The 21,073-nt window shown below is 46.0% G+C and carries 20 protein-coding genes and 1 pseudogene; 10 read left to right on the forward strand and 11 right to left on the reverse strand.

The features are described from left to right. Window positions 1–22: 22 nt before the first annotated feature. The 7 genes from BC792_RS01405 to BC792_RS01435 all read right to left on the reverse strand — a co-directional run bounded on the left by BC792_RS01405 (window position 23) and on the right by BC792_RS01435 (window position 7,724). Window positions 23–547: an acyl-CoA thioesterase gene (locus tag BC792_RS01405; RefSeq protein ID WP_148907186.1), complete on the reverse strand. Its 525-nt coding sequence runs from the start codon at window positions 545–547 to the stop codon at window positions 23–25. Beyond that, window positions 540–1,454, reverse strand: coding sequence for an SDR family oxidoreductase (locus tag BC792_RS01410; protein WP_148907187.1), 915 nt, complete (start codon window positions 1,452–1,454; stop codon window positions 540–542). The genes BC792_RS01405 and BC792_RS01410 overlap by 8 nt, the downstream gene beginning before the upstream one ends. 7 nt (window positions 1,455–1,461) lie before the next feature. Further along, entirely contained in the window at window positions 1,462–2,415 is a 954-nt protein-coding gene (locus BC792_RS01415; protein ID WP_148907188.1) for a M20/M25/M40 family metallo-hydrolase, read from the reverse strand. Between the two features lie 82 nt (window positions 2,416–2,497). Then, on the reverse strand, window positions 2,498–3,148 hold the full coding sequence (locus BC792_RS01420) for a lipoprotein signal peptidase (RefSeq protein ID WP_148907189.1): 651 nt from the start codon (window positions 3,146–3,148) through the stop codon (window positions 2,498–2,500). 63 nt (window positions 3,149–3,211) lie between these two features. Next, window positions 3,212–3,598, reverse strand: coding sequence for a TraR/DksA family transcriptional regulator (locus tag BC792_RS01425; RefSeq protein WP_148907190.1), 387 nt, complete (start codon window positions 3,596–3,598; stop codon window positions 3,212–3,214). A 2-nt stretch (window positions 3,599–3,600) separates the two neighbouring features. Continuing rightward, window positions 3,601–7,017 (reverse strand): isoleucine--tRNA ligase, encoded by a 3,417-nt coding sequence (gene ileS / locus BC792_RS01430; RefSeq protein WP_211357442.1) that lies wholly within the window; start codon window positions 7,015–7,017, stop codon window positions 3,601–3,603. 353 nt (window positions 7,018–7,370) lie between these two features. Beyond that, window positions 7,371–7,724 (reverse strand): HesB/IscA family protein, encoded by a 354-nt coding sequence (locus tag BC792_RS01435; protein WP_148907192.1) that lies wholly within the window; start codon window positions 7,722–7,724, stop codon window positions 7,371–7,373. 368 nt (window positions 7,725–8,092) lie between these two features. Between BC792_RS01435 and BC792_RS01440 the strand changes: the two genes are divergently transcribed. The 8 genes from BC792_RS01440 (at window position 8,093) to purE (ending at window position 15,737) form a co-directional block, all read left to right on the forward strand. Continuing rightward, a complete protein-coding gene (locus BC792_RS01440; protein ID WP_148907193.1) occupies window positions 8,093–9,364 on the forward strand; it encodes a serine hydroxymethyltransferase in 1,272 nt (423 codons plus the stop codon). A 209-nt stretch (window positions 9,365–9,573) separates the two neighbouring features. Then, the gene (locus BC792_RS01445; RefSeq protein ID WP_148907194.1) at window positions 9,574–10,164 is read left to right on the forward strand and encodes an RNA polymerase sigma factor; all 591 of its coding nucleotides are present in this window, start codon (window positions 9,574–9,576) and stop codon (window positions 10,162–10,164) included. 360 nt (window positions 10,165–10,524) lie between these two features. Continuing rightward, on the forward strand, window positions 10,525–11,214 hold the full coding sequence (locus BC792_RS01450) for a zinc metallopeptidase (RefSeq protein WP_148907195.1): 690 nt from the start codon (window positions 10,525–10,527) through the stop codon (window positions 11,212–11,214). Window positions 11,215–11,418: 204 nt separating this feature from the next. After that, window positions 11,419–12,762: a signal recognition particle protein gene (gene ffh, locus BC792_RS01455; RefSeq protein ID WP_148907196.1), complete on the forward strand. Its 1,344-nt coding sequence runs from the start codon at window positions 11,419–11,421 to the stop codon at window positions 12,760–12,762. A gap of 205 nt (window positions 12,763–12,967) precedes the next feature. Then, entirely contained in the window at window positions 12,968–13,561 is a 594-nt protein-coding gene (locus tag BC792_RS01460; protein ID WP_148907197.1) for an NADH-quinone oxidoreductase subunit A, read from the forward strand. Between the two features lie 3 nt (window positions 13,562–13,564). Beyond that, window positions 13,565–14,065, forward strand: a complete 501-nt coding sequence (locus BC792_RS01465) for an NADH-quinone oxidoreductase subunit B (protein ID WP_148907198.1) — start codon at window positions 13,565–13,567, stop codon at window positions 14,063–14,065. Between the two features lie 17 nt (window positions 14,066–14,082). Further along, window positions 14,083–15,225: a 5-(carboxyamino)imidazole ribonucleotide synthase gene (locus BC792_RS01470; protein WP_148907199.1), complete on the forward strand. Its 1,143-nt coding sequence runs from the start codon at window positions 14,083–14,085 to the stop codon at window positions 15,223–15,225. 2 nt (window positions 15,226–15,227) lie between these two features. Continuing rightward, window positions 15,228–15,737 (forward strand): 5-(carboxyamino)imidazole ribonucleotide mutase, encoded by a 510-nt coding sequence (gene purE / locus BC792_RS01475; RefSeq protein WP_148907200.1) that lies wholly within the window; start codon window positions 15,228–15,230, stop codon window positions 15,735–15,737. Window positions 15,738–15,830: 93 nt separating this feature from the next. Here purE and BC792_RS01480 read toward each other — a convergent pair whose 3' ends face one another. The 4 genes from BC792_RS01480 to bshA all read right to left on the reverse strand — a co-directional run bounded on the left by BC792_RS01480 (window position 15,831) and on the right by bshA (window position 19,683). Then, entirely contained in the window at window positions 15,831–16,805 is a 975-nt protein-coding gene (locus BC792_RS01480; RefSeq protein ID WP_148907201.1) for a sugar phosphate isomerase/epimerase family protein, read from the reverse strand. 218 nt (window positions 16,806–17,023) lie between these two features. Continuing rightward, on the reverse strand, window positions 17,024–17,587 hold the full coding sequence (gene frr, locus BC792_RS01485) for a ribosome recycling factor (RefSeq protein WP_148907202.1): 564 nt from the start codon (window positions 17,585–17,587) through the stop codon (window positions 17,024–17,026). A gap of 25 nt (window positions 17,588–17,612) precedes the next feature. Then, the gene (gene pyrH / locus BC792_RS01490; protein WP_148907203.1) at window positions 17,613–18,317 is read right to left on the reverse strand and encodes a UMP kinase; all 705 of its coding nucleotides are present in this window, start codon (window positions 18,315–18,317) and stop codon (window positions 17,613–17,615) included. A gap of 226 nt (window positions 18,318–18,543) precedes the next feature. After that, window positions 18,544–19,683: an N-acetyl-alpha-D-glucosaminyl L-malate synthase BshA gene (bshA, locus tag BC792_RS01495; RefSeq protein ID WP_148907204.1), complete on the reverse strand. Its 1,140-nt coding sequence runs from the start codon at window positions 19,681–19,683 to the stop codon at window positions 18,544–18,546. A gap of 513 nt (window positions 19,684–20,196) precedes the next feature. Between bshA and arfB the strand changes: the two are divergent. After that, window positions 20,197–20,571 (forward strand): annotated as a pseudogene (arfB, locus tag BC792_RS01500) (alternative ribosome rescue aminoacyl-tRNA hydrolase ArfB); the annotation flags it as partial. 116 nt (window positions 20,572–20,687) lie between these two features. Next, window positions 20,688–21,059 (forward strand): BlaI/MecI/CopY family transcriptional regulator, encoded by a 372-nt coding sequence (locus BC792_RS01505; protein ID WP_148907205.1) that lies wholly within the window; start codon window positions 20,688–20,690, stop codon window positions 21,057–21,059. Window positions 21,060–21,073: the final 14 nt, after the last annotated feature.

Below are 21,073 nucleotides of genomic sequence, written 5' to 3' on the forward strand. Positions count from 1 at the left end.
GCTTTTTCAGTCATGTGTGGGTTTATCCCTTTGTCGCTATACTGACAAGGTTCTGGATCTCAACCGCGTGCTCTGGTTTCAGTTTGCCGCCGAGAATCAGGCGCAACTCCCTCCGTTGGGACGCTTTCTCAAACAGTTCTTTTTCCGTATCCGTCTCGGGAACAAGTTCTGGGACTCTTGTGGGTTTATTGTCTTTGTCAATGGCAACAAAGGTATAATAGGCCTCATTCGATTTTACTTTCGTCCCCTCAGGAAGGTTCTGTGCAAAGATCTCCATGCGGACTTCCATAGACGTTGAGAACGCCCGTGTTACTTGTGCCTGAATGGTGACGACTTCGCCCAACCTAATCGAACGTCTGAAGGATACGTTGTCGACAGATACGGTGACGACTGGGCTGTTCGAGTGTTTCTGCGCAGCCATGGCGGCACATATGTCCATCCAATAAAGAAGCCTTCCGCCCATAAGATTCCCAAACGTATTCGTATCGTTCGGCAACACGAGTTCATTCATCTCTGTATAAGATTCTTTGGCGAGTTTTTTATTCATGATATTTTATTGTTGCTAGCTGTTGTTCGATTTCTTTTAACGAGTCCAAGAACGGTGTGGGGCGATATCCCAGCAGGTCTTGCGCTTTCTTGATCGAGAAGCCCGTCTTTTTCGGTCTGTTAAACTCCTGTCCGATGTCCCGTGCCGTGACAGGCGAGATGAGGGACGTATCTAACTTCCAGAACGAAGCAACTTGTTGAGCGATTTCAAGGATGCTGAACAGCTCATTGCCTGAAATATGAAATATACCTTCCGCTTCCCTCTCGGATGCCAGAATACATGCCCTGGCAAGGTCGTCCACCCAGGTCGGCATCCGCCATTGGTCGCTGACTACGGAGATGTTTTCTCCTTTTGTAAGCGCGTTTTTTACCCAAAGAACAATGTTGGAACGTTTTCTATCCGCAATGACACCGTAAACGAGTATTGTCCGGAGTATGGCGGTTCGGCACCCCGTCTGGAGAATGCGGCGTTCCGCGTCCAGCTTGCTCTTCCCATATCGGTTGCACGGATTCGTCGCGTCACCCTCCGCGTATGGACCGGCTGTTCCATCAAAAACGAAGTCTGTCGACAGGAAGGTGAGATGGATGTTGTTCTCCTTACAATATTGTGCTATCTGTTCGCTGAGAAGGACGTTGATCCGTTCGCACTGTTCGGGCTCCTGTTCGCATGCTTCCACGCTTGTTATTGCTGCCGTGTGGATGATGTGTGTAGGCTGAAAAGCTTGCGCTCCTTCCATAAATCGGCTGAAGTCGGTGAGGTCAAACGAAAGAAAGTTGGCCTGTTTCAGGGATGGATTCCGGTTGGAGCTCTTAGACATACACAGGACCGAGCCGCCCACGTAAGCCTGCAGCATGTCGGCTAGTTTCTGTCCTAGCAGGCCATTTGCTCCGGTTATCAATATACGCATGTCCGTACTAGTTAGTCCAGATAAAGTCCATTTTCGGCTGATCCATGGAATTGTCGATGACTTTTGTTTCCAGTTCCAGGATCGCTTTCAGTGAAGAATAGTCGATTTTTTCGGGGTCATCTCCCGGCTTGTGGTAGTCTTCGTGACCTCCCGTATGGAAGAATAAGACGGGGATATGTTTACGATAAAATGAAGTTTGGTCGGAACCGCCGTTCCCGTCTTTACTTGTATAAAACCTGATATCGCTTGTCACTCCTTCGAATATGGCCGGAAATCTGGAACTGGTACCGTAGCCAATGATGGCCAGGCCGTTGTCCGGATTGTATCGGCCGATCATATCCATGTTTAGCATCCATTGGATGTTGCTTAATGGGATGGTTGGGTTTTCGGTGAAGTGTTTTGATCCCAATAGCCCCAGTTCTTCAGCTCCGAACGCAATAAAAAGAAGGTTGCATTTTTCTTTGATAGCATTGCTGCTGTAATGGCGGGCTAATTCCAACAACCCTGCTACGCCGGAGGCATTGTCGTCTGCACCGTTGTGTATTTTGCCCACCCCAAGAGAATCCCGTGAACCGCCAAAGCTACCATCGCCTAGGTGATCATAATGGGCTCCGACGACCACGGTATAGGGGGCGCCGTTGTCAATAAAACCAATGATGTTATCCGCCTGCCGTATACTGTCTTTCACAGCTACCCGACGTACACGTGCCTCAAAGGTTTGGCGGTATCCTTTCTCGCCCAACGGCTGAAGGCCATATTTTTTGAATTCTTTTTCGATGTAATTGGCAGCTTTGCGAACCTGTTTCGAACCGGTTCCCCGTCCTTTCATCTTGTCGTCAGCGAGGTAGAAGATGTGCTTCTTCAGGTTGTCCTGGTTAATCTGGGCAACAGATGGCCGGTAGACAAAAAGGACTAGAAACAAGAATGTGGCGCTTCGAAGCAAGTATATCTGTTTTTTCATGGTTCAAACTTAGAGAAATTTATACGCGCATGCAACAACGCCTCCCTGCAGTACGTACACATCCATTCGGTCCGCTTGTTTATCAGTCTTCTAGTATTTCACTATTTGCGCTTTCTTTTTCTACGTGCTCTTCTTTGAAGTAGCGACGCTGAAAAATGAGGATTAAAAAGACACCGACAGAAATGGCAGAATCGGCTATATTAAAAACCGGCCGGAAGAATAGAAAATGCTCGCCTCCCCAAAAAGGAAACCATCCAGGAAAAGTCCCTTCAATCAATGGGAAATAAAGCATGTCCACCACTTTTCCATGAAAAAGCGAGGAATAGCCGCCACCGGCAGGAAATAACGTGGCCTTCTCGTAAAAAGTACTCTCACTAAAGATCACCCCATAAAATGTGGAATCAATAATATTGCCCATTGCACCTGCAAAAATTAATGCCACGTTTAAAATAAACCCCCTGTGGTATTTATTTTTAACCATATAATATAGTCCGTAACCGATACCAGCGACGGCAACGATTCTGAAAAGGGTCAGGAACAGCTTGCCAAACTCGCCGCCAAACTCCATGCCATAGGCCATCCCGTTGTTCTCGATAAAATGTATCAGGAATTTATTCCCGATGACATTAAAGTCCTGGCCGATTGTCATATTGAGTTTTACCCAGAACTTCGACAGTTGGTCAACCAATAAGATGATGGCGATAAGTAAAAGTGGTTTTGTATAGGCTTTCATATATGCAAAGAATGAGGTTGCCCCCGACGCGCGGAGGCAATCACACCCTATAAGTCTCTCAAATTAATATTGTTTATTTTTCGCTTCAATACTCAACGTTGTATGCGGAACAGCTTTTAGACGCTCTTTTTGGATGAGTTTTCCTGTCTCGCGACAAATACCATACGTTTTATTTTCGATACGTACAAGCGCCGCTTCCAGGTTGTCGATGAACTTCTTCTGACGCGCCGCCAGCTGATTTATTTGCTCCTTCTCTAAGGTTGCGGATCCATCTTCCAGCGTCTTATAGGTTCCGGCAGTGTCATCTGTTCCATTCGCGTTGCTATTGCTCAGGGTAGATGTTAAGGCCGAAAGCTCTTCCTTCGCAATGCGGAGCTTCTCTAAAATGATATCTTTGAACTCTTGTAGTTCAGCGTCGCTGTAACGTGTTTTTTCGTTAGTCGTTCCCATAATTAAACTTTATCAATTAATACACTTAATTCAATACCATCAATTTCGATAGTATCCGTAGACTCGAAGGACGTCTCCATAAAATCCAAAGAGTTTGCAAGAATTTCGGTGCAAATATACGACAAATTATCGTTTACAGCGTCTTGAATTTCAGTATTTTGGCTGATCGATACACGGATTTTGTCCGTAACTTCAAAGCCTTTATCTTTCCGTAAGTTTTGAATTCTGTTCACCAATTCCCGGGAAAGTCCCTCTTTCTTCAATTCCGCCGTAATATTGACGTCCAATGCAACGGTTAATTTTCCAAGGTTTGCTACCTGCCATCCAGCAACGTCCTCTGCTATAATTTCGACATCTTCCGGTTTGATACTATATGGTGTGCCCGGAAGCGCAAGGGATCCTTGTTGTTCCAATGTGCTAATTTCTGTCTCGGTAAGCGTTTGGATAGCTCCGGCAACCATTTTCATATCCTTACCAACTTTCGCGCCAAGAACCTTAAAATTCGGTTTAATTTTCTTTTTGACGATACCCGTTGTGTCGGTAATGAAAACAATCTCCTTGATATTCGTTTCCGAAAGGATTAATTCCTTGACCTTTTCGACTTTCGTCTGGAACCTGCTGTCCAGAACGGGGACCAGAATCTTATTTAACGGCTGACGTACGTTTATTCCAGTCTTCTTACGCAACGATAACGTCAGCGACGATATTTGTTGGGCCAGCTCCATCCGCTCCTCAAGATCTTTGTCCACCAGATGTTCGCTATAAACCGGAAAGTCTGCCAGGTGTACCGACTCGAAGGATTCTTTGTTCGAACCGCTGTTCAGGTCGAGGTATAGACGGTCAGAAAAGAAAGGGGAGATGGGTGACATCAACTTGGCTATGGTGTCCAAGCATGTATAGAGGGTCTGATAAGCTGAAATTTTGTCAGCTGTGTATTCCCCTTTCCAGAAGCGACGGCGGCACAGACGTACATACCAGTTGCTGAGATGCTCGTCGACAAAATTCTGAATGGAGCGTGCCGCTTTTGTGGGTTCGTAGTCCGCATAGGAAGCATCCACCTCTTTGGTTAAGCTGTTTAACAGCGAGATGATCCAGCGATCAATCTCCGGACGTTCGGCGATGTCGATATCCGGCTCCTGATACGTAAAGTTGTCAATATTGGCATATAGCGCGAAGAACGCATAGGTGTTGTAAAGGGTGCCGAAAAATTTTCGCCGCACTTCGTCCAACCCCTCTTCGTTGAACTTCAGGTTGTCCCATGGAGCCGCGTTGCTGATCATGTACCAGCGGGTTGCGTCGGCGCTATACTGTTCAATGGTAGCAAAAGGGTCCACCCCGTTGCCGAGGCGCTTAGACATTTTGTTTCCATTTTTATCCAACACCAGACCATTTGATACGACGTTCTTAAACGCCACAGAGCCACGGATCATCGTCGAAATGGCATGGAGCGTGAAGAACCAGCCTCGCGTCTGGTCGACGCCCTCTGCGATAAAGTCGGCAGGGAATGCATCATTGTAACCGTCTTTAAACGGCAGAGGGGCACTCTTTGCCAGCTTATCGTGGTCTAAGCCCCACTGCGCATAAGGCATAGCTCCTGAATCAAACCATACATCAATAAGATCGGGCTCGCGATACATCTTCTGACCGTTGTCCGACACCAGAATGATATTGTCGACGTACGGTCTGTGGAGGTCTAAATCTTCTGTGCCGAATTTATCGAGATATGCCCGATTTATTTCCTTTTCCGCTGGGCTAAGGACATCAGACTCCAAAGACCGTTCCAGCAAGTGCTTTAACTCGGGAAGCGAGCCGATACAGATTTCTTCATTTTCATCAGCGGACCGCCAGATAGGAAGAGGCGTACCCCAATAACGTGAGCGGGACAAGTTCCAATCGACGAGGTTTTCGAGCCAGTTTCCAAATCGACCGGATCCGGTAGCTTCCGGTTTCCAGTTGATCGTCTTGTTCAACGCGACCAACTCGTCTTTAACGGCCGTTGTTCTGATGAACCAGCTGTCCAGCGGGTAATAGAGGACGGGTTTATCGGTACGCCAGCAGTGTGGATACGTGTGCTCGTATTTTTTAACATCGAAGGCCTTGTTTTCCTCTTTTAACTTGATGGCAATAAGTACATCCGTCGGACGGAAGTCTTTGTCGGCACGTTCTTCCGCAGTGTAGTATTCTTCTTTTACAAAACGTCCTGCGAAGTCTGTGATCTCCTTAACGAAGCGCCCCGTGCGGTCGACAGTCGGCACGTCCTTTCCGTTCTCATCGCGGACGAGGATGGCGGGTATATCGTTTTCTTTTGCTACGCGGAAGTCATCGGCACCATAAGTAGGGGAGGCGTGTACAATCCCTGTTCCATCCTCGGTGGTGACAAAGTCTCCCGGGATCACGCGAAAGGCTTTTTCTTGCAGCTCTTCGTTCGTAATATAGGGAAGAAGTTGATGGTATCTTAATCCGACGAGGCTTTCGCCTTTGAAGGTCGCGGCTAGTTCCCAGGGGATTACCTTGTCACCCAGCTGGTAGTCCTGGAACGAAGCGTTTTCCCCTTCGGTCTTAAAATGTTTGCTGATCAGGTTTTTGGCCAGGATAACTGACACCGGTGCACCCGTATATTGGTTGAACGTCTTAATTTTTACATAGTCGATGTTCTTTCCGACGACCAGCGCTGTGTTGCTTGGCAGGGTCCAGGGTGTCGTGGTCCAGGCGATGAATGCCACATCTTCGTCTTCAGATTCAACCAGCGTCGACATCAACGGATGTACCTGCGTCTTGTCCAGACGGAACTGGGCGACGATGGTCGTATCTTTAACGTCTTTGTATGTGCCCGGCTGATTGAGCTCGTGTGAGCTCAGGCCTGTACCCGCGGCAGGCGAGTAAGGCTGTATTGTATACCCTTTATATAACAGCCCCTTCTTGTACAACTCCTTCAGTAGATACCAAAGTGTTTCTATATATTCGGTTTGATAAGTTACGTAAGGGTTCTCAAGATCTACCCAATACCCCATCTTTTGGGTAAGGTCATTCCATACGTCGGTATATTTCATGACCTCCTTGCGGCAGGCATCGTTATAAGCTTCTACGGATATTTTTTTTCCTATATCTTCCTTCGTGATTCCCAATGTTTTCTCTACCGCCAGCTCAATAGGAAGACCGTGGGTGTCCCAACCTCCTTTACGCTTAACCTGAAAACCTTTTAATGTTTTATAACGGCAGAAAATATCTTTGATGGACCGGGCCATAACATGGTGGATCCCCGGCATTCCATTTGCTGACGGCGGTCCCTCATAAAATGTGTACGGCTTACTCGCAGGACGATTCGAAATACTTTTTTCAAAAATGTTATTCGACTCCCAATGCTTCAATATTTCTTTGCCTATCTCAGGCAGGTTTAACTGCTTATATTCCTTGTACATCCGAATTTCCTGTTGTTTTTTAAAGGTCGCTAATTTAACGATTTTATATTTAAGAATAAATAGGTAATTGTTCGCTGGAGAAGAGCCGTCGGCTGAAGTCTGCGTTGTGCCCGGACAGCTTCATTTTCCGGTGCCGCCGGATAGGATCCCGCGGGATCTCCATGATGGAGGAAACACGCCCGTGAAATTGGTATTGCGGATTCTGAACGGATGCTTTGGAGTAAGATAAATAGAGAGAGGGAGCCTTGTGTATCCGGGCTCCCTCTCTTGCGGTTTCGCATCAGGCTCGGAAGGTGTTTTTTTCGAAAAAAACACCACTGTAGCGTTAACCGCAGCGTAACGGTTATATGTTTCTAAGCGGAGAACGAACTTCCGCATCCGCACGTGCTTGTTGCATTCGGATTGTTGAATGTAAATCCGCGGGCCTCCAGACCACTTTTGAAGTCGATTTCCATCCCTGCCAGATAAAGGCCATGTGCCTTATTCATAAACACGCGGATGCCCTCGATCTCATACTCATTGTCCCCGTCTTTTTTCTGGTCGAACCCTAAAATATAACTCATTCCGGAACATCCTCCGCCCTCAACGCCTATGCGCAGGCCGAAGTCCGGGCCGATCTCTTGCTGATCGATCAATTTTTTTAATTCCTGCACTGCACCTTGTGTTAAACTTACCGGAGCGCTAACCGTTGTGTTTTCTATACTCATCGTGCTCTAATTTTTTAATCCAACGATAGACAAATTTACGGATTTTTAAGCATAAAATTCTGAACTGCCTATTTTTTACAGTAATACAACATTCAGAAGACGGCCCGCAACCGGGTTAAAAAAGCCGCAGGGCTGGGGACGCCTAAACGTGTGGCGTCCGGCTCCGGTAATACACGGGTGGGCCAGGAAGCGGGAAGCGGAAGAAACGCATGCAGCGAGCTTAACGATACCATTAAAATGATACACGAACGGATCATTCATTTTATCTGCTGATGCTGACTCGATTATATTGCATATAAAGACGAATTTATTTAGGTTTGCAACAGATTTTAAAAGTTTAATAACAATTACTCCTTAAGAATAAAATAATGGAAAGAGATCAGGTCGTTTTTAACCTAATAGCTGATGAGCTAAAGCGCCAGGAAGAAGGCATTGAACTAATCGCTTCGGAAAATTTCGTGAGCAAGCAAGTTATGGAAGCCGCCGGTTCTGTGTTGACAAACAAATATGCCGAAGGCTTGCCCGGCAAGCGGTATTACGGGGGCTGCGAGGTCGTCGATGAAATAGAGACTATTGCTATTGACCGTGCGAAAAAACTATTTGGCGCGGAGTGGGTGAATGTACAGCCACACTCCGGGGCGCAGGCCAACGCAGCTGTTTTTTTAGCTACTTTACAGCCTGGCGATAAAATTTTAGGACTGGATCTCTCACACGGTGGCCACCTAACCCACGGTTCGCCGGCCAACTTATCGGGTAAGGTGTATCAACCATTATTTTATGGAGTAAAAGAGGATACGGGGTTGATCGATTATGAACAGCTGGAAGAGACTGCTCTTCGCGAAAAGCCAAAAATGATTATCTGCGGAGCATCCGCTTATTCCCGCGACTGGGACTATGCGCGCATCCGCAAGGTGGCCGACGAGATCGGAGCTTTAGTGATGGCCGATATCTCTCATCCGGCCGGATTAATAGCCAAAGGATTGTTAAACGATCCGCTTCCGCACTGCCATATTGTAACTACTACCACCCATAAAACATTGCGCGGCCCACGTGGCGGAATGATTATGGTCGGCAAAGATTTTGAAAATCCATGGGGCATAAAAAATCCGAAAGGAGAAATCCGTACGATTACGCAACTGCTCGATCTTGCTGTATTCCCCGGAACACAGGGCGGACCTCTGGAGCATACGATTGCAGCAAAGGCTATTGCCTATGGCGAGGCCTTGACGGACGAATATTTAGCCTATGCGAAGCAAGTACAGAAAAATGCCGCAACCCTTGCGCAATTTTTTGTGGAGAGAGATTACAAGATTATCTCGGGCGGAACAGATAACCACCTGATGCTGGTTGACTTGCGTAACAAGGATATTTCCGGTAAGGAAGCGGAAGCCGTGTTGGGTAAAGCGGGTATTACGACGAATAAGAACATGGTACCTTTTGATACCCGATCGCCGTTTGTTACATCAGGCGTGCGTTTTGGTACAGCAGCCGTCACTACACGGGGTGTCAAGGAAGCTGAAATCATCCAGATTGGAGAATTGATTGACGAAGCACTCCTCAACAGAAACGATGATGCCGCTTTGAATAAAATTCATGGTAAGGTTAAAGAGCTCATGGCACAGTTTCCATTGTATAAATAACATAGGAAAAATCTTAGTATGCCCCGCAGATCATGCGGGGCTTTTTTTTGTAACAGAAATGTGATGAAGTGTGAAGAAATGTTAAAAACAGATGCTTTTATTTGAATACTCGTAATTTTTCATTTGATTTGAATTATAAATCAAACATAAAAGGAGCGCCTATAGAACACTTTACTCTTAAATATTCAAACTAAATCCAGGGATTTATTATGAAAAGGTTAAAAGAAAAGAGTGATCTGGAGCTAATTCAGGCCTATGTTGCAGGAGATGAAGCGGGGATAGAGATATTATTAAACAGATACAAGTCAAAGATATACACTTCCATTTATCTTCAGGTTAAAGATGAATATCTAGCTGAAGATATCTTCCAGGAAACTTTTATTAAAGTTATTAAAACATTGAAATCGGGGCGTTACAATGACGAGGGGAAATTTCTGCCTTGGGTTGTCCGTATTGCCCAGAATATGGTCATCGACCACTTCCGGAGGGAAAAAAGAAGCCCGACAGTTGTGAGCAGTGATGGTTACGATATTTTTGGTATACTGGAATTTGCGGACGATAGTGCGGAGTCGAAGTTGATGGTCAGTCAGCGGGATATCGATCTCCGTAAGATTATACAGAAGCTGCCGGACGACCAAAAGGAGGTGCTCATCATGCGGCATTTCTGCGATATGAGTTTCAAGGAGATCGCCGATATAACGGACGTCAGTATCAATACCGCACTAGGACGGATGCGGTACGCCCTGAATAATCTGCGGAAGATGATCGAGGAGCATAACATGATGCTGAACCTCGGGTAGGAGCTAGGTGAAAGCCGGGACCGTGTGAAGAGAGCCCTTTTGATATTATAATGTAAAATCGATTTTTGAATCATGTCGTCCCGTTACGGTTTGTTGAAGGGCAGGCGGACGCGAAAAACCGGATACATCAGACCGATAGTCTGCCGTATCCGGTTTTCTGCATGTTATCCGCAGGCTTCAGTTTCCTCTCCTGTCTGGTCGAGGGATATTACCGTATTGTATTTTGAAGGTAAAAATGGCAGGTTACGTCGGTTTTCTGCGGCGAGATGCTGACAGATTGGAAGGTTTTTGCTATCTTAAGGGCGAAAAACAACTGTGGAATGTGTTTTGTTAATGTTTGATAAACAAGAAAAATAGATTATGTTATATTGGGTTTTATTTATTGGAATTGCGGTTATCAGCTGGATCGTACAATCCAGGTTTAAAAATAAGTTTAAGAAATATTCGGAGATACCGCTGACTTCAGGTCTTTCTGGGGCTGAAATTGCGCAGAAGATGCTTCACGAGAATGGTATCTACGATGTTCAGATATTGGTGGCAAACGAAGGTCAGCTATCGGATCATTATAATCCGGCCAATAAGACAGTGAATCTAAGTCCTGAAGTGTACCATGGACGTAGCGTCGCTGCTGCCGCGGTAGCGGCCCACGAGTGCGGGCATGCTGTGCAGCATGCAACGGCCTACTCGTGGTTGCAGTTCCGTTCGGCAATGGTTCCGGTAGTAAGCATAGCGTCCCGGCTGACGTCGTGGGTGCTGATGGCGGGTGTAATGCTTATGGTGTTTTCGGGTAACCCCTGGATTTTGGCTATAGGTGTAGGGGCTTTGTTTTTAACGACTTTGTTTTCGTTTATAACGCTTCCGGTGGAGTTCGATGCTTCGAACAGAGCGCTAGCGTGGCTGGACGCATCCAACGTTACGCCTAACAGAGAAGAACACGACGGCGCGAAAGACGCACTGAAATGGGCGGCCATGACTTACGTGGTTGCAGCATTGTCGGCGCTTGTCACGCTGCTGTATTATGCCTACCTTCTATTCGGACGAAGAGATTAAACTTACCCTTGGATAACAAAAAAGCAATGCATACCGCATTGCTTTTTTGTTGGTAGATATGTCGGAAAAATATCCGTATATGTATATACGACACAAAACAGAGGAACGGCGAGCTGTGCAACAGACAAGGCGCCCTTAAAAAAAGTATGGTAGCTTCGCCACTATTTTGTAACTTTGGCACTTAGCATTTAAGAGATAGATAACATGTTTCAGAATTTACAGGATAAACTGGATAGGGCCTTTAAAGTTTTAAAGGGACAGGGAAATATTACTGAAATAAACGTCGCGGAGACGATGAAGGAAATTCGCAAGGCCTTGCTAGACGCCGACGTGAATTATAAGACGGCTAAGACGTTTACGGATGATGTAAAGCAGAAAGCCTTAGGTCAGAACGTTTTAACCAGTATCTCTCCCGGTCAGTTGCTGACCAAGATCATGAACGATGAGCTGACGGCGCTTATGGGGGGCACCGTAAGCGATTTAGATATCTCGACCAATCCCACTGTCATTTTGATAGCCGGTCTAAACGGTGCCGGTAAGACTACTTTTTCCGGAAAGTTGGCCAACTACCTTCGCGATAAAAAGGGCAAGAAGCCGTTGCTTGTCGCAGGAGACGTGTATCGACCCGCTGCCGTTGACCAGTTGCAGGTACTTGGCGAGCAGGTGAATGTTCCTGTTTATGTTAACCGTGAGTCAAACGATCCGGTGGCGATCGCTAAGGAAGGGGTTGAAGAAGCTAAAAGGAACGGGAACAATATCGTGATTATCGATACGGCTGGCCGGCTGGCCATCGATGAGGCATTGATGAACGAGATTTCAGCTGTAAAAGATGCGACCAAGCCGCATGAGATCCTTTTTGTCGTTGATTCAATGACCGGACAGGATGCGGTAAATACGGCAAAAGCTTTCAACGATCGTCTCGACTTTACCGGAGTTGTGCTTACCAAGCTGGACGGCGACACCCGCGGTGGAGCAGCATTATCGATCAAGTCTGTTGTCAATAAACCCATCAAGTTTATCGGTACCGGCGAAAAAATGGAAGCGCTCGATGTGTTTCACCCAGACCGTATGGCATCCCGTATTCTGGGCATGGGCGATGTCGTGTCTTTGGTGGAGAGGGCTCAGCAGCAGTTTGACGAGAAGCAGGCAGCGGAACTTCAGAAGAAAATACGGAAAAATAAATTTGACTTCAATGACTTCAAAACCCAGATTCAGCAAATCAAGAAGATGGGTAATATGAAGGATCTGATGGGTATGATTCCCGGTATCGGTAAAGCAATAAAGGACGTGGATATTGACGATAACGCGTTCAAGCCCATAGAAGCTATTATCGATTCCATGACACCGTTTGAACGGGAAAATCCGGATGCCATAGACGCTAAAAGAAGGCTGCGTATCGCTAAAGGATCCGGAACTAACATAAATGAAGTAAATAAGCTGATGAAGCAGTTCGCCGACATGCGGAAGGTGATGAAGCAGATGTCGAATCCGGGGATCGCGTCGAAGATGATGAGGAATATGCCCAAGATGCCCGGTAAGCCATTTTAAGAGCCGATTTATAAAATAACAAAGGGGAGTTTTATACTTCCCTTTGTTATGTGGAAGCCAGCCCGTTTCAACGGTTTGATGGCGGGTAGCATATCGGGATTAACCGGATCTGGATTGGATAGAATGGGATGTTTCTGAGCCGCCAGGCTTTTATTTTAAGAAACGTTTGTCTATTTTTACAATTAATATTTCGTATTTTTGCAGTATGGATGACCCGGCCCAACTTTCGGAATATGGAAAGATATTATTGATCGCAATAATAGGTGTTGTGTTGGTCTGTGCTACCATCTTTCTGGCTAAAATTTTATCACCTAAAAAGCCCAATCCAATAAAGCTGAGTACATACGAATGTGGCGAGGAAGCCATTGGCAGTTCTTGGGTTCAGCTTAACCCCCGTTTTTACGTGATAGCGCTGGTCTTCTTGCTGTTCGATGTCGAACTGATTTTTGTTTTCCCGTGGGCTACTGTCTTCGGTAACGCCACGCTTGTAGCAGAGGATAGCCGTTGGGGATGGTTCACCCTGCTGGAGATGTCGATTTTCCTTGGAATCCTGGTTATAGGCTTGATATATGTGTGGAAGCGTGGTGACATTTCGTGGGTCAAACCGGCGCATCAAAAGCCTGTGGTCTCAGTCGGTATTCCGACCTCTGCGTACGATATACTGAACCAGAAAGAATATAAGGTGCGTGATTACCGCGACAGTGTAAAGGGGGCGGCGGTAGCAGAAGAGACGGCTCAGTCGGTGGCGGCGCCGAAAGCGATGGGGTTCCGGCCAGCATTTAAAAAAAATAAGGAATAACGTATGGAAGGGGTGCAATCACAGAATGGAGGAGTAGTTATTGCGAAAATGGATGACTTGCTGAACTGGGCAAGGTTGTCATCCCTTTGGCCTGTCAGTTTCGGTATTGCCTGTTGCGCGATAGAAATGATGGGGGCTATGGCTTCAACCTATGACCTTGACCGTCTGGGCGTGTTTCCCAGACCCTCTCCCCGGCAATCCGATGTTATGATTATCGCGGGGACAGTTACATTTAAGATGGCCGATCGCATAAAGAAGCTGTACGAGCAGATGCCCGAGCCCAAATATGTTATTTCCATGGGATCATGCTCGAACTGTGGAGGGCCTTATTGGCAACACGGCTACCACGTGGTTAAAGGGGTAGATAAGATTATTCCTGTCGACGTTTACGTGCAGGGGTGTCCGCCACGGCCCGAAGCGTTAATAGGTGCTTTTATGGAACTGCAAAAGAAGATAGAAAAAGAAAACATTTTACAAGACCAGTATTTTCCTGGGCAAGTTTAATATATTTTATACATACTATGGCAAAAGATTTTTATGGCGAGTTGCAATTGGGCATTCTTGGAGGCGGCCAACTAGGGCGGATGCTTATCCAGGAGGCTGTCAATTACAATGTTAATGTGCATGTTCTGGATCCTGATAAGAATGCACCTTGCCGTAAATTATGCAACCGATTTGAGTGTGGTTCATTGAGCGATTTCGAGACTGTTTATAACTTTGGGAAGGAACTCGACATGATTACGATCGAAATCGAGAAAGTCAACGTGGATGCGCTGGAGAAACTGGAGGAGGAAGGAGTTGTCGTATACCCTCAGTCCCGGGTCATCCGGCTCATTCAGGATAAGGGGCTTCAGAAGCAATTTTTCAAACAGAACGCTATCCCTACCGCCGCCTTTCAACTCATCTCGAGTCGGGACAAGCTCTACGATACAAGCATCGCGTTGCCTTACATACAGAAGCTCCGCCGGGACGGTTACGACGGAAAAGGGGTAAAGAAAATCAGCAGCGTACACGACATAGAATCTGCCTTTCCTGAACCATCGTTGGTAGAAGAATTGGTCGACTTCGAGAAGGAAATAGCCGTGATCGTTGCACGCAATGACCGTGGGGATATTACAACCTTCCCGCTCGTAGAAATGGAATTTAACCCCGAGGCAAATCTTGTGGAATTTCTTATTTCTCCTTCCACCTTACCGCTTGAAGTACAGGTAGCAGCTGAAGAGATAGCGAAAAAAATAGCATCGGATCTACAGATTGTTGGTTTACTGGCCGTTGAGATGTTTTTGACCAGGGACGGACAGATTCTAGTCAACGAGTTGGCTCCACGGCCGCATAATAGCGGACATCATACCATTGAAGGAAACCTTACATCTCAGTTTGCGCAGCACCTACGTGCTATATTTAATCTGCCGTTGGGATCTACAGCGGCGCGGTCCAATGCTGTCATGATTAACCTGCTGGGCGAGCCGAAATATGAAGGACTAGCGAAATATGACGGCGTGGAAGAGGTGTTAAGCCGCGAGGGCGTTTTTGTTCACCTCTACGGTAAAAAGTATACAAAGCCATTCAGGAAAATGGGACACGTCTGTATTATTAACGACGACCGGGAGACCGCTATAAAAAACGCCCGCTGGGTGCAAGAAACATTAAAGGTTAAAGCATAAACATGAATAAAGACAAGAGCGCAGTGGTAGGCATCATTATGGGTAGCAAATCGGATCTTCCGGTGATGCAGGATGCCGTAGATATCTTAAAAAAGCTGGACATCCCGTTTGAAGTTTCTATTGTGTCCGCACATCGTACTCCGGAACGCATGGTTGATTACGCTAAATCGGCGGCGCACCGCGGATTGAAGGTTATTATCGCCGGCGCCGGCGGCGCAGCACATCTTCCCGGTATGGTGGCTTCGATCACGCATCTGCCCGTTATTGGTGTTCCTGTGAAATCTTCGAACTCGATCGATGGCTGGGATTCTGTACTTTCAATTTTACAGATGCCGAACGGGATTCCAGTAGCGACAGTCGCGCTCAACGCAGCGAAGAACGCTGGTATTCTGGCCGCTCAGATTTTGGGTACATCGTCGTCCCCGATAGCCGAAAGGATACTTGCCTATAAGCTGGAGTTGAAGGAAGCGGTGGAGAGAAACGCAGAAGAGGTAGAAAATACGGAGTTCTAATAGGCGTCACGAGTGCCCAGGGAGAGAGGAGAGGCCCTGATCATTGAAGATTGCCGCACCGTCTTTCCCTGGGATGATCACCGTTTCTAAATTTTATTTTGCCAACGATCTTTCGATATAATCGTAGCTCTTTTTTATACTTTCAAATTTGTTGGGCATATAAATATCGTCTTGCTCGACGAATGCATACTGTAGGCCCGATTTATTTGCGTAGTTGGCTATGTTTATATAGTCTATGGCTCCGGTACCGACTTCGGTATACTTAATCTCTTTCATGATATCCATAAACCCTGCTTTGTCATATTTTTCGCCTACAACCGGCGTAGTGTACTGTTTGTCCATATCTTTGATGTGCCACATGCTGAAACGGCCGGGATACCTTTCGAAGTATGACTGCGGCTTGAGTCCTGCCTTTTCAATCCAATAAATATCCAATTCAAAGTCGACAAGGTCGGGTTCTGTAAATGCGATTAAGATATCCAGCCCCTTTGTTCCATTGGCAAAGTTTCTGAACTCCCAGAAATGGTTATGGTAGCCGATTTTGATACCCGCCTTTTTTGCCATCTCTCCCGCTTTATTCAGCTGCTCCGCAGCATATTGATAGTCTTCTACTTTTAGGTTGTTTAAATCGTCCATAGGCGTTACAGGAGCGACCACAAAGGATTGTCCGAGCTGGTGAGCGATCTCGATGTACTTTTCGATATTCTCTTTCTCCTGATGGTGGCGGCTCAGGTACTTCGACATGTCGTAATGACCGCTGTGCGTTTTGAGCCCGTTGTCTTCCAGTACGTTCTTTAATTCCGTAATCGGAAGATCCCAGTATTTTCCGGCCGCGGCATCGACACCGAAGGTTTCCACGTGTTTGTATCCTATTTTAGCAACCGTTTCCAAGGTTTTAACAGGATCTACGCCGATTAAATCGCGGATAGAATACAGTTGAATGCCGAGCTGGTGGAAAGGGCCGTTACCGGTCTTGTTACCCTGACACGAGAATAAATAGGGACTTAAGATAGCTGCGGAAAGGCCAAGACTAGCCTGCCGTAGGAACGTTCTTCTGCTACTTTGCATACCTTGTGTTGTTTAAATTGGTGATTTTGTAGGTAAGTTAAGGAAAAAAATTAAATGAAAAAACTTTGACGGCGCTATTCCCGTCTCCCCATCATCGTCCGATGTAATGTGTGGGTAAGGTCATGAGATCAAACCGTCTACGCGGGCGGAAATGGAGTTTCAGAAAAAAAGGATTCTCGTTATAAGAATCCTTTTTTTCTGAAAATATGCGGACCAGGTTAAACGGTCATAATGTCCTTTTCCTTTAGTTCGGCAAGGTGGTCCACTTTGGCGATGAAAGCGTCTGTTAGTTTTTGTACTTCCGCTTCTCCCACTTTGATTTCATCTTCCGACACACCTTCGCTCTTCAGTTTTTTTATGGATTCGTTCGCGTCCTTACGGATGTTCCGCACTGCTACACGGCCTTTTTCTGCTTCTTCTTTTACCTTTTTTACCAAATCGCGCCGTCTTTCTTCCGTTAACGGCGGAACAACGAGGCGGATAACGTTTCCGTCGTTTTGAGGATTAAGCCCGATATTGGAATCGATGATCGCTTTTTCGATTGTACCAATGATATTTCTTTCCCAAGGCTGGATAACGAGCGTTCTAGCATCTGTGGTATTGATGTTACTCACCTGAGAAAGGGGAGTCATACTACCATAATATTCGACCGAGATTCCGTCCAGCATAGAAGGGGTTGCCTTTCCCGCTCTGATTTTCGTTAGCTCAGACTCCGTATGAGCCACGGCTTTCTCCATGCTCTCTTTACAGTCATCTAGTTCTAAGGATATTAGTTCGTTCATATCTATTGTATTTCTTTTGCAATGATTAACTAACGATAGTTCCGATATGTGCACCATCGGCCAGCTTTTTCAAGTTTCCGGGCTTATTCATGTCGAACACGATAATCGGAAGATTGTTTTCCTGACAAAGTGTAAAAGCAGTCATGTCCATGACGTTCAATCCTTTTTCATAAACCTCTTGGAAAGATATGGTGTCATAACGCTTCGCTGAAGGATCTTTTTCGGGGTCAGCCGTATAAATACCGTCGACGCGTGTTCCTTTTAATACGGCATCTGCATTAATCTCGATGGCGCGTAGCGAGGCAGCCGTATCTGTCGTAAAGTAAGGGTTCCCGGTTCCTGCTCCGAAGATGACGATCCTCCCTTTTTCCAGATGTCTTACCGCCCGTCGGCGGATAAACGGCTCACAGATCTGTTCCATCTTTATCGCTGTAAGTAGACGGGTTTTCAGGCCTACTTTTTCTAACGCATCTTGAAGGGCCATACTGTTAATTACGGTCGCTAACATACCCATATAGTCTGCCTGTACCCGGTCCATACCAGCTTTTTCTGCACTTAATCCCCGGTAGATATTCCCCCCGCCGATAACAATGGCAATTTCTAGACCTTGGCTATGGATTTCTTTAATGTCGTTTGCATATTGCATCACGCGATTGATGTCAATACCGTAACTTTGTTCGCCCATTAAGGCTTCACCACTGAGTTTTAGTAAGATACGTTTATATTTCATGATTGTTTTTTTGGAACATTTCCAAAAGCCAAAGATAAAACTTTTTTTTGAAAGTCGCCCGTAGATTTGCGTGCACGACAGATTTCCTTTGTCATGGCACAGCCCAATGTCGCCCTTCGACAAGCTCAGGGTGACATTGGGGCGCCCCGTCGATTGCAATCGCGCAGGGAAACGGGTGATAACGAGTATGCATCACGCCAGCGCATAGTCGGGCGTCAGCGATCGGTTATCCGGGTATCTTTGTATTATTGAGTACCTCCTCATAGTAAGCTTCATACAAGGGCAATATATTCCGGAGATCAAATTCCTGGGCTCTGGCGAAAGCGGCATCCTTAAACCGCTGGAGCCTATCGCAATCTTCCAGGATATGAATGGCGTGCTTACTCATATCGTCTACATCGCCGATATTGCTCAGAAATCCGCTCACACCATGAAGGTTTAGCTCCGGAAGTCCCCCCGTGTTCGTCGATACTACCGGTACATGACAGGCCATAGCTTCCAAGGCGGCAAGACCGAAGCTTTCAGAGGAAGAAGGCATCAGGAATAGATCAGAAACAGAAAGTATTTCCTCGATGGCGTCTTGCTTTCCAAGAAAGCGGACATCTTGGCTCACCCCAAGCTGACGGGCAAGTTCTTCCGTATTGCGACGTTCAGGACCGTCGCCGACCATCAACAGCTTGCTCGGAATGACCTCGTTAACCTGTTTAAAAATACGGACGACATCTTGTGTGTTTTTTACCTTTCTAAAGTTAGATGTGTGGGTAATCACGCGCTCATTTCCTGGGGCAATGGCCCGTTTAAAATGCTCTTTACTCTTATTATGGAATCGCGAAAAGTCGATGAAATTGGGAATGACGCGCACTTCCCGTTTAATATCGAAAGACTCTAAGGTCTGCTCCCGTAAGTTCTCGGACACAGCTGTCACCCCATCAGAATGGTTGATCGAGAAAGTGACAACAGGACTGAAGCTCTTGTCTTTTCCGACCAGGGTGATGTCGGTTCCGTGTAACGTTGTCACGACAGGGATATGGATGCCATAAGTAGCAAGAATCTGTTTAGCAAGAAATGCCACTGACGCATGCGGAATCGCATAGTGAACATGCAGCAGGTCCAGCTTTTCAAATTTCACCACATCGACGAGCTTACTCGCTAACGCCGATTCATAGGGCGAAAAGTCAAAGAGCGGATACTGGGCCATAGCAACCTCATGGTAATAGAGGTTTTCAGAAAAGAAATCAAGACGGGCAGGTTGGGAATAAGTGATGAAGTGTATTTCGTGGCCATTGGAGGCTAACGCTTTTCCTAGCTCTGTCGCTACAACCCCGCTTCCACCGAAAGTGGGATAACATACGATACCTATTTTCATCTGTATATTTTTTTATAATGCTTAGTACATGACAAAACCTACGACACCCGGCAAAGACGTCACTGTGAGGAGATCCGATGCGGCAACCGGACGTAATGAGCTCTTGAATGCCGTCGAAAATGAACACAAATGAAAAATCTGCGTCTTTAACGTCGCCAGATCGCTTGTCGCTTCGCAATGACGGTGACATATGTTTTTGTCATGTACTGTACTATAAGTGTTAAATCTCAATTGTATAGTCGTTTGGTGTGAAGATATTGACGAAGGAAGGAACATCGGTATAAGAAGTCCGCGGAACCTTATTCGCACATTGTTGTTCGTTATATATGTGTATAGGTGAATCCAATGTATTACTATGTCGCCGCTTTATATCGTTTTTCACGATATTGGCAGCACCTGTCTACGGGGTATAAAGATAATGATGGTTTTATAATTGTTTTGCAATAATTTTGTGCAGAAATGTTAAATAGAAAAAACATGGATGAGTACAGGGAGCTCCTGCATAAGGAAGTGCGCTTCAAGACTTCGCGATCGGGCGGAGCGGGGGGACAGCACGTAAATAAAGTTGAAACACGGGTTTCCCTGATCTGGGACCTCGAAAGATCGACGCTGTTCGCGACGGATCATAAGAACCGGTTGAGATCAAAGTTGAGACATCGCTTGAATAAAGATGGAATTCTCCAGCTTGATGTCTCCGATGACAGAAGCCAGCTCAAGAATAAGGAAACGGCAATAGATCGCTTTCTTGATCTGCTCACAGATGCGCTGAAAGAAGATAAGAAGCGGATAGCTACAAAGGTGCCAAAATCTAAAATTTTAGACCGCCTCGACCGCAAAAAAAAGAACGCATTAAAGAAACAACAGCGGCGCAAGTTCGATATGGATTGATCTACCCAACTTTTTTACGCCTAGCATTCTTTTATAACTAAAAATTTAGTTGTATAACTAAATTTTTAGTTATATCTTTAAGCCTATGTTGACTAACAACGCATGTTTATAAGACTATGAAGGAATTAAAAGAGCTGACAAAGGCCGAAGAGCAAATAATGCAGGAACTCTGGGAAATGGACGGAGGGTTTGTGAAAGAAGTGCTCGAACGTCTGCCTGAACCGAAACCCGCGTACAATACCGTCTCTACTCTCATCCGTATTTTGGAAACCAAAGGATTTGTAAAGCATGAATCTTTTGGGAAAAGCCATCGCTATCTCCCGAAAATAGGCAAAGAGGAATATAAAAAGCATATAACAGACAAGCTCTTATCGGGTTATTTCGATAATTCGCCCAAGAGCATGCTGTCCTTTTTTGTGGAAGAAAACAAAATGGACATAAGCGATCTGGATGAGATACTCCAGCTCATAAGAAAAAATAAAAAATAATTCCCGTTACCGAT

The sequence above is a fragment of the Sphingobacterium allocomposti genome (assembly GCF_008124885.1).
In the GTDB taxonomy this organism is placed as follows: domain Bacteria; phylum Bacteroidota; class Bacteroidia; order Sphingobacteriales; family Sphingobacteriaceae; genus Sphingobacterium; species Sphingobacterium allocomposti.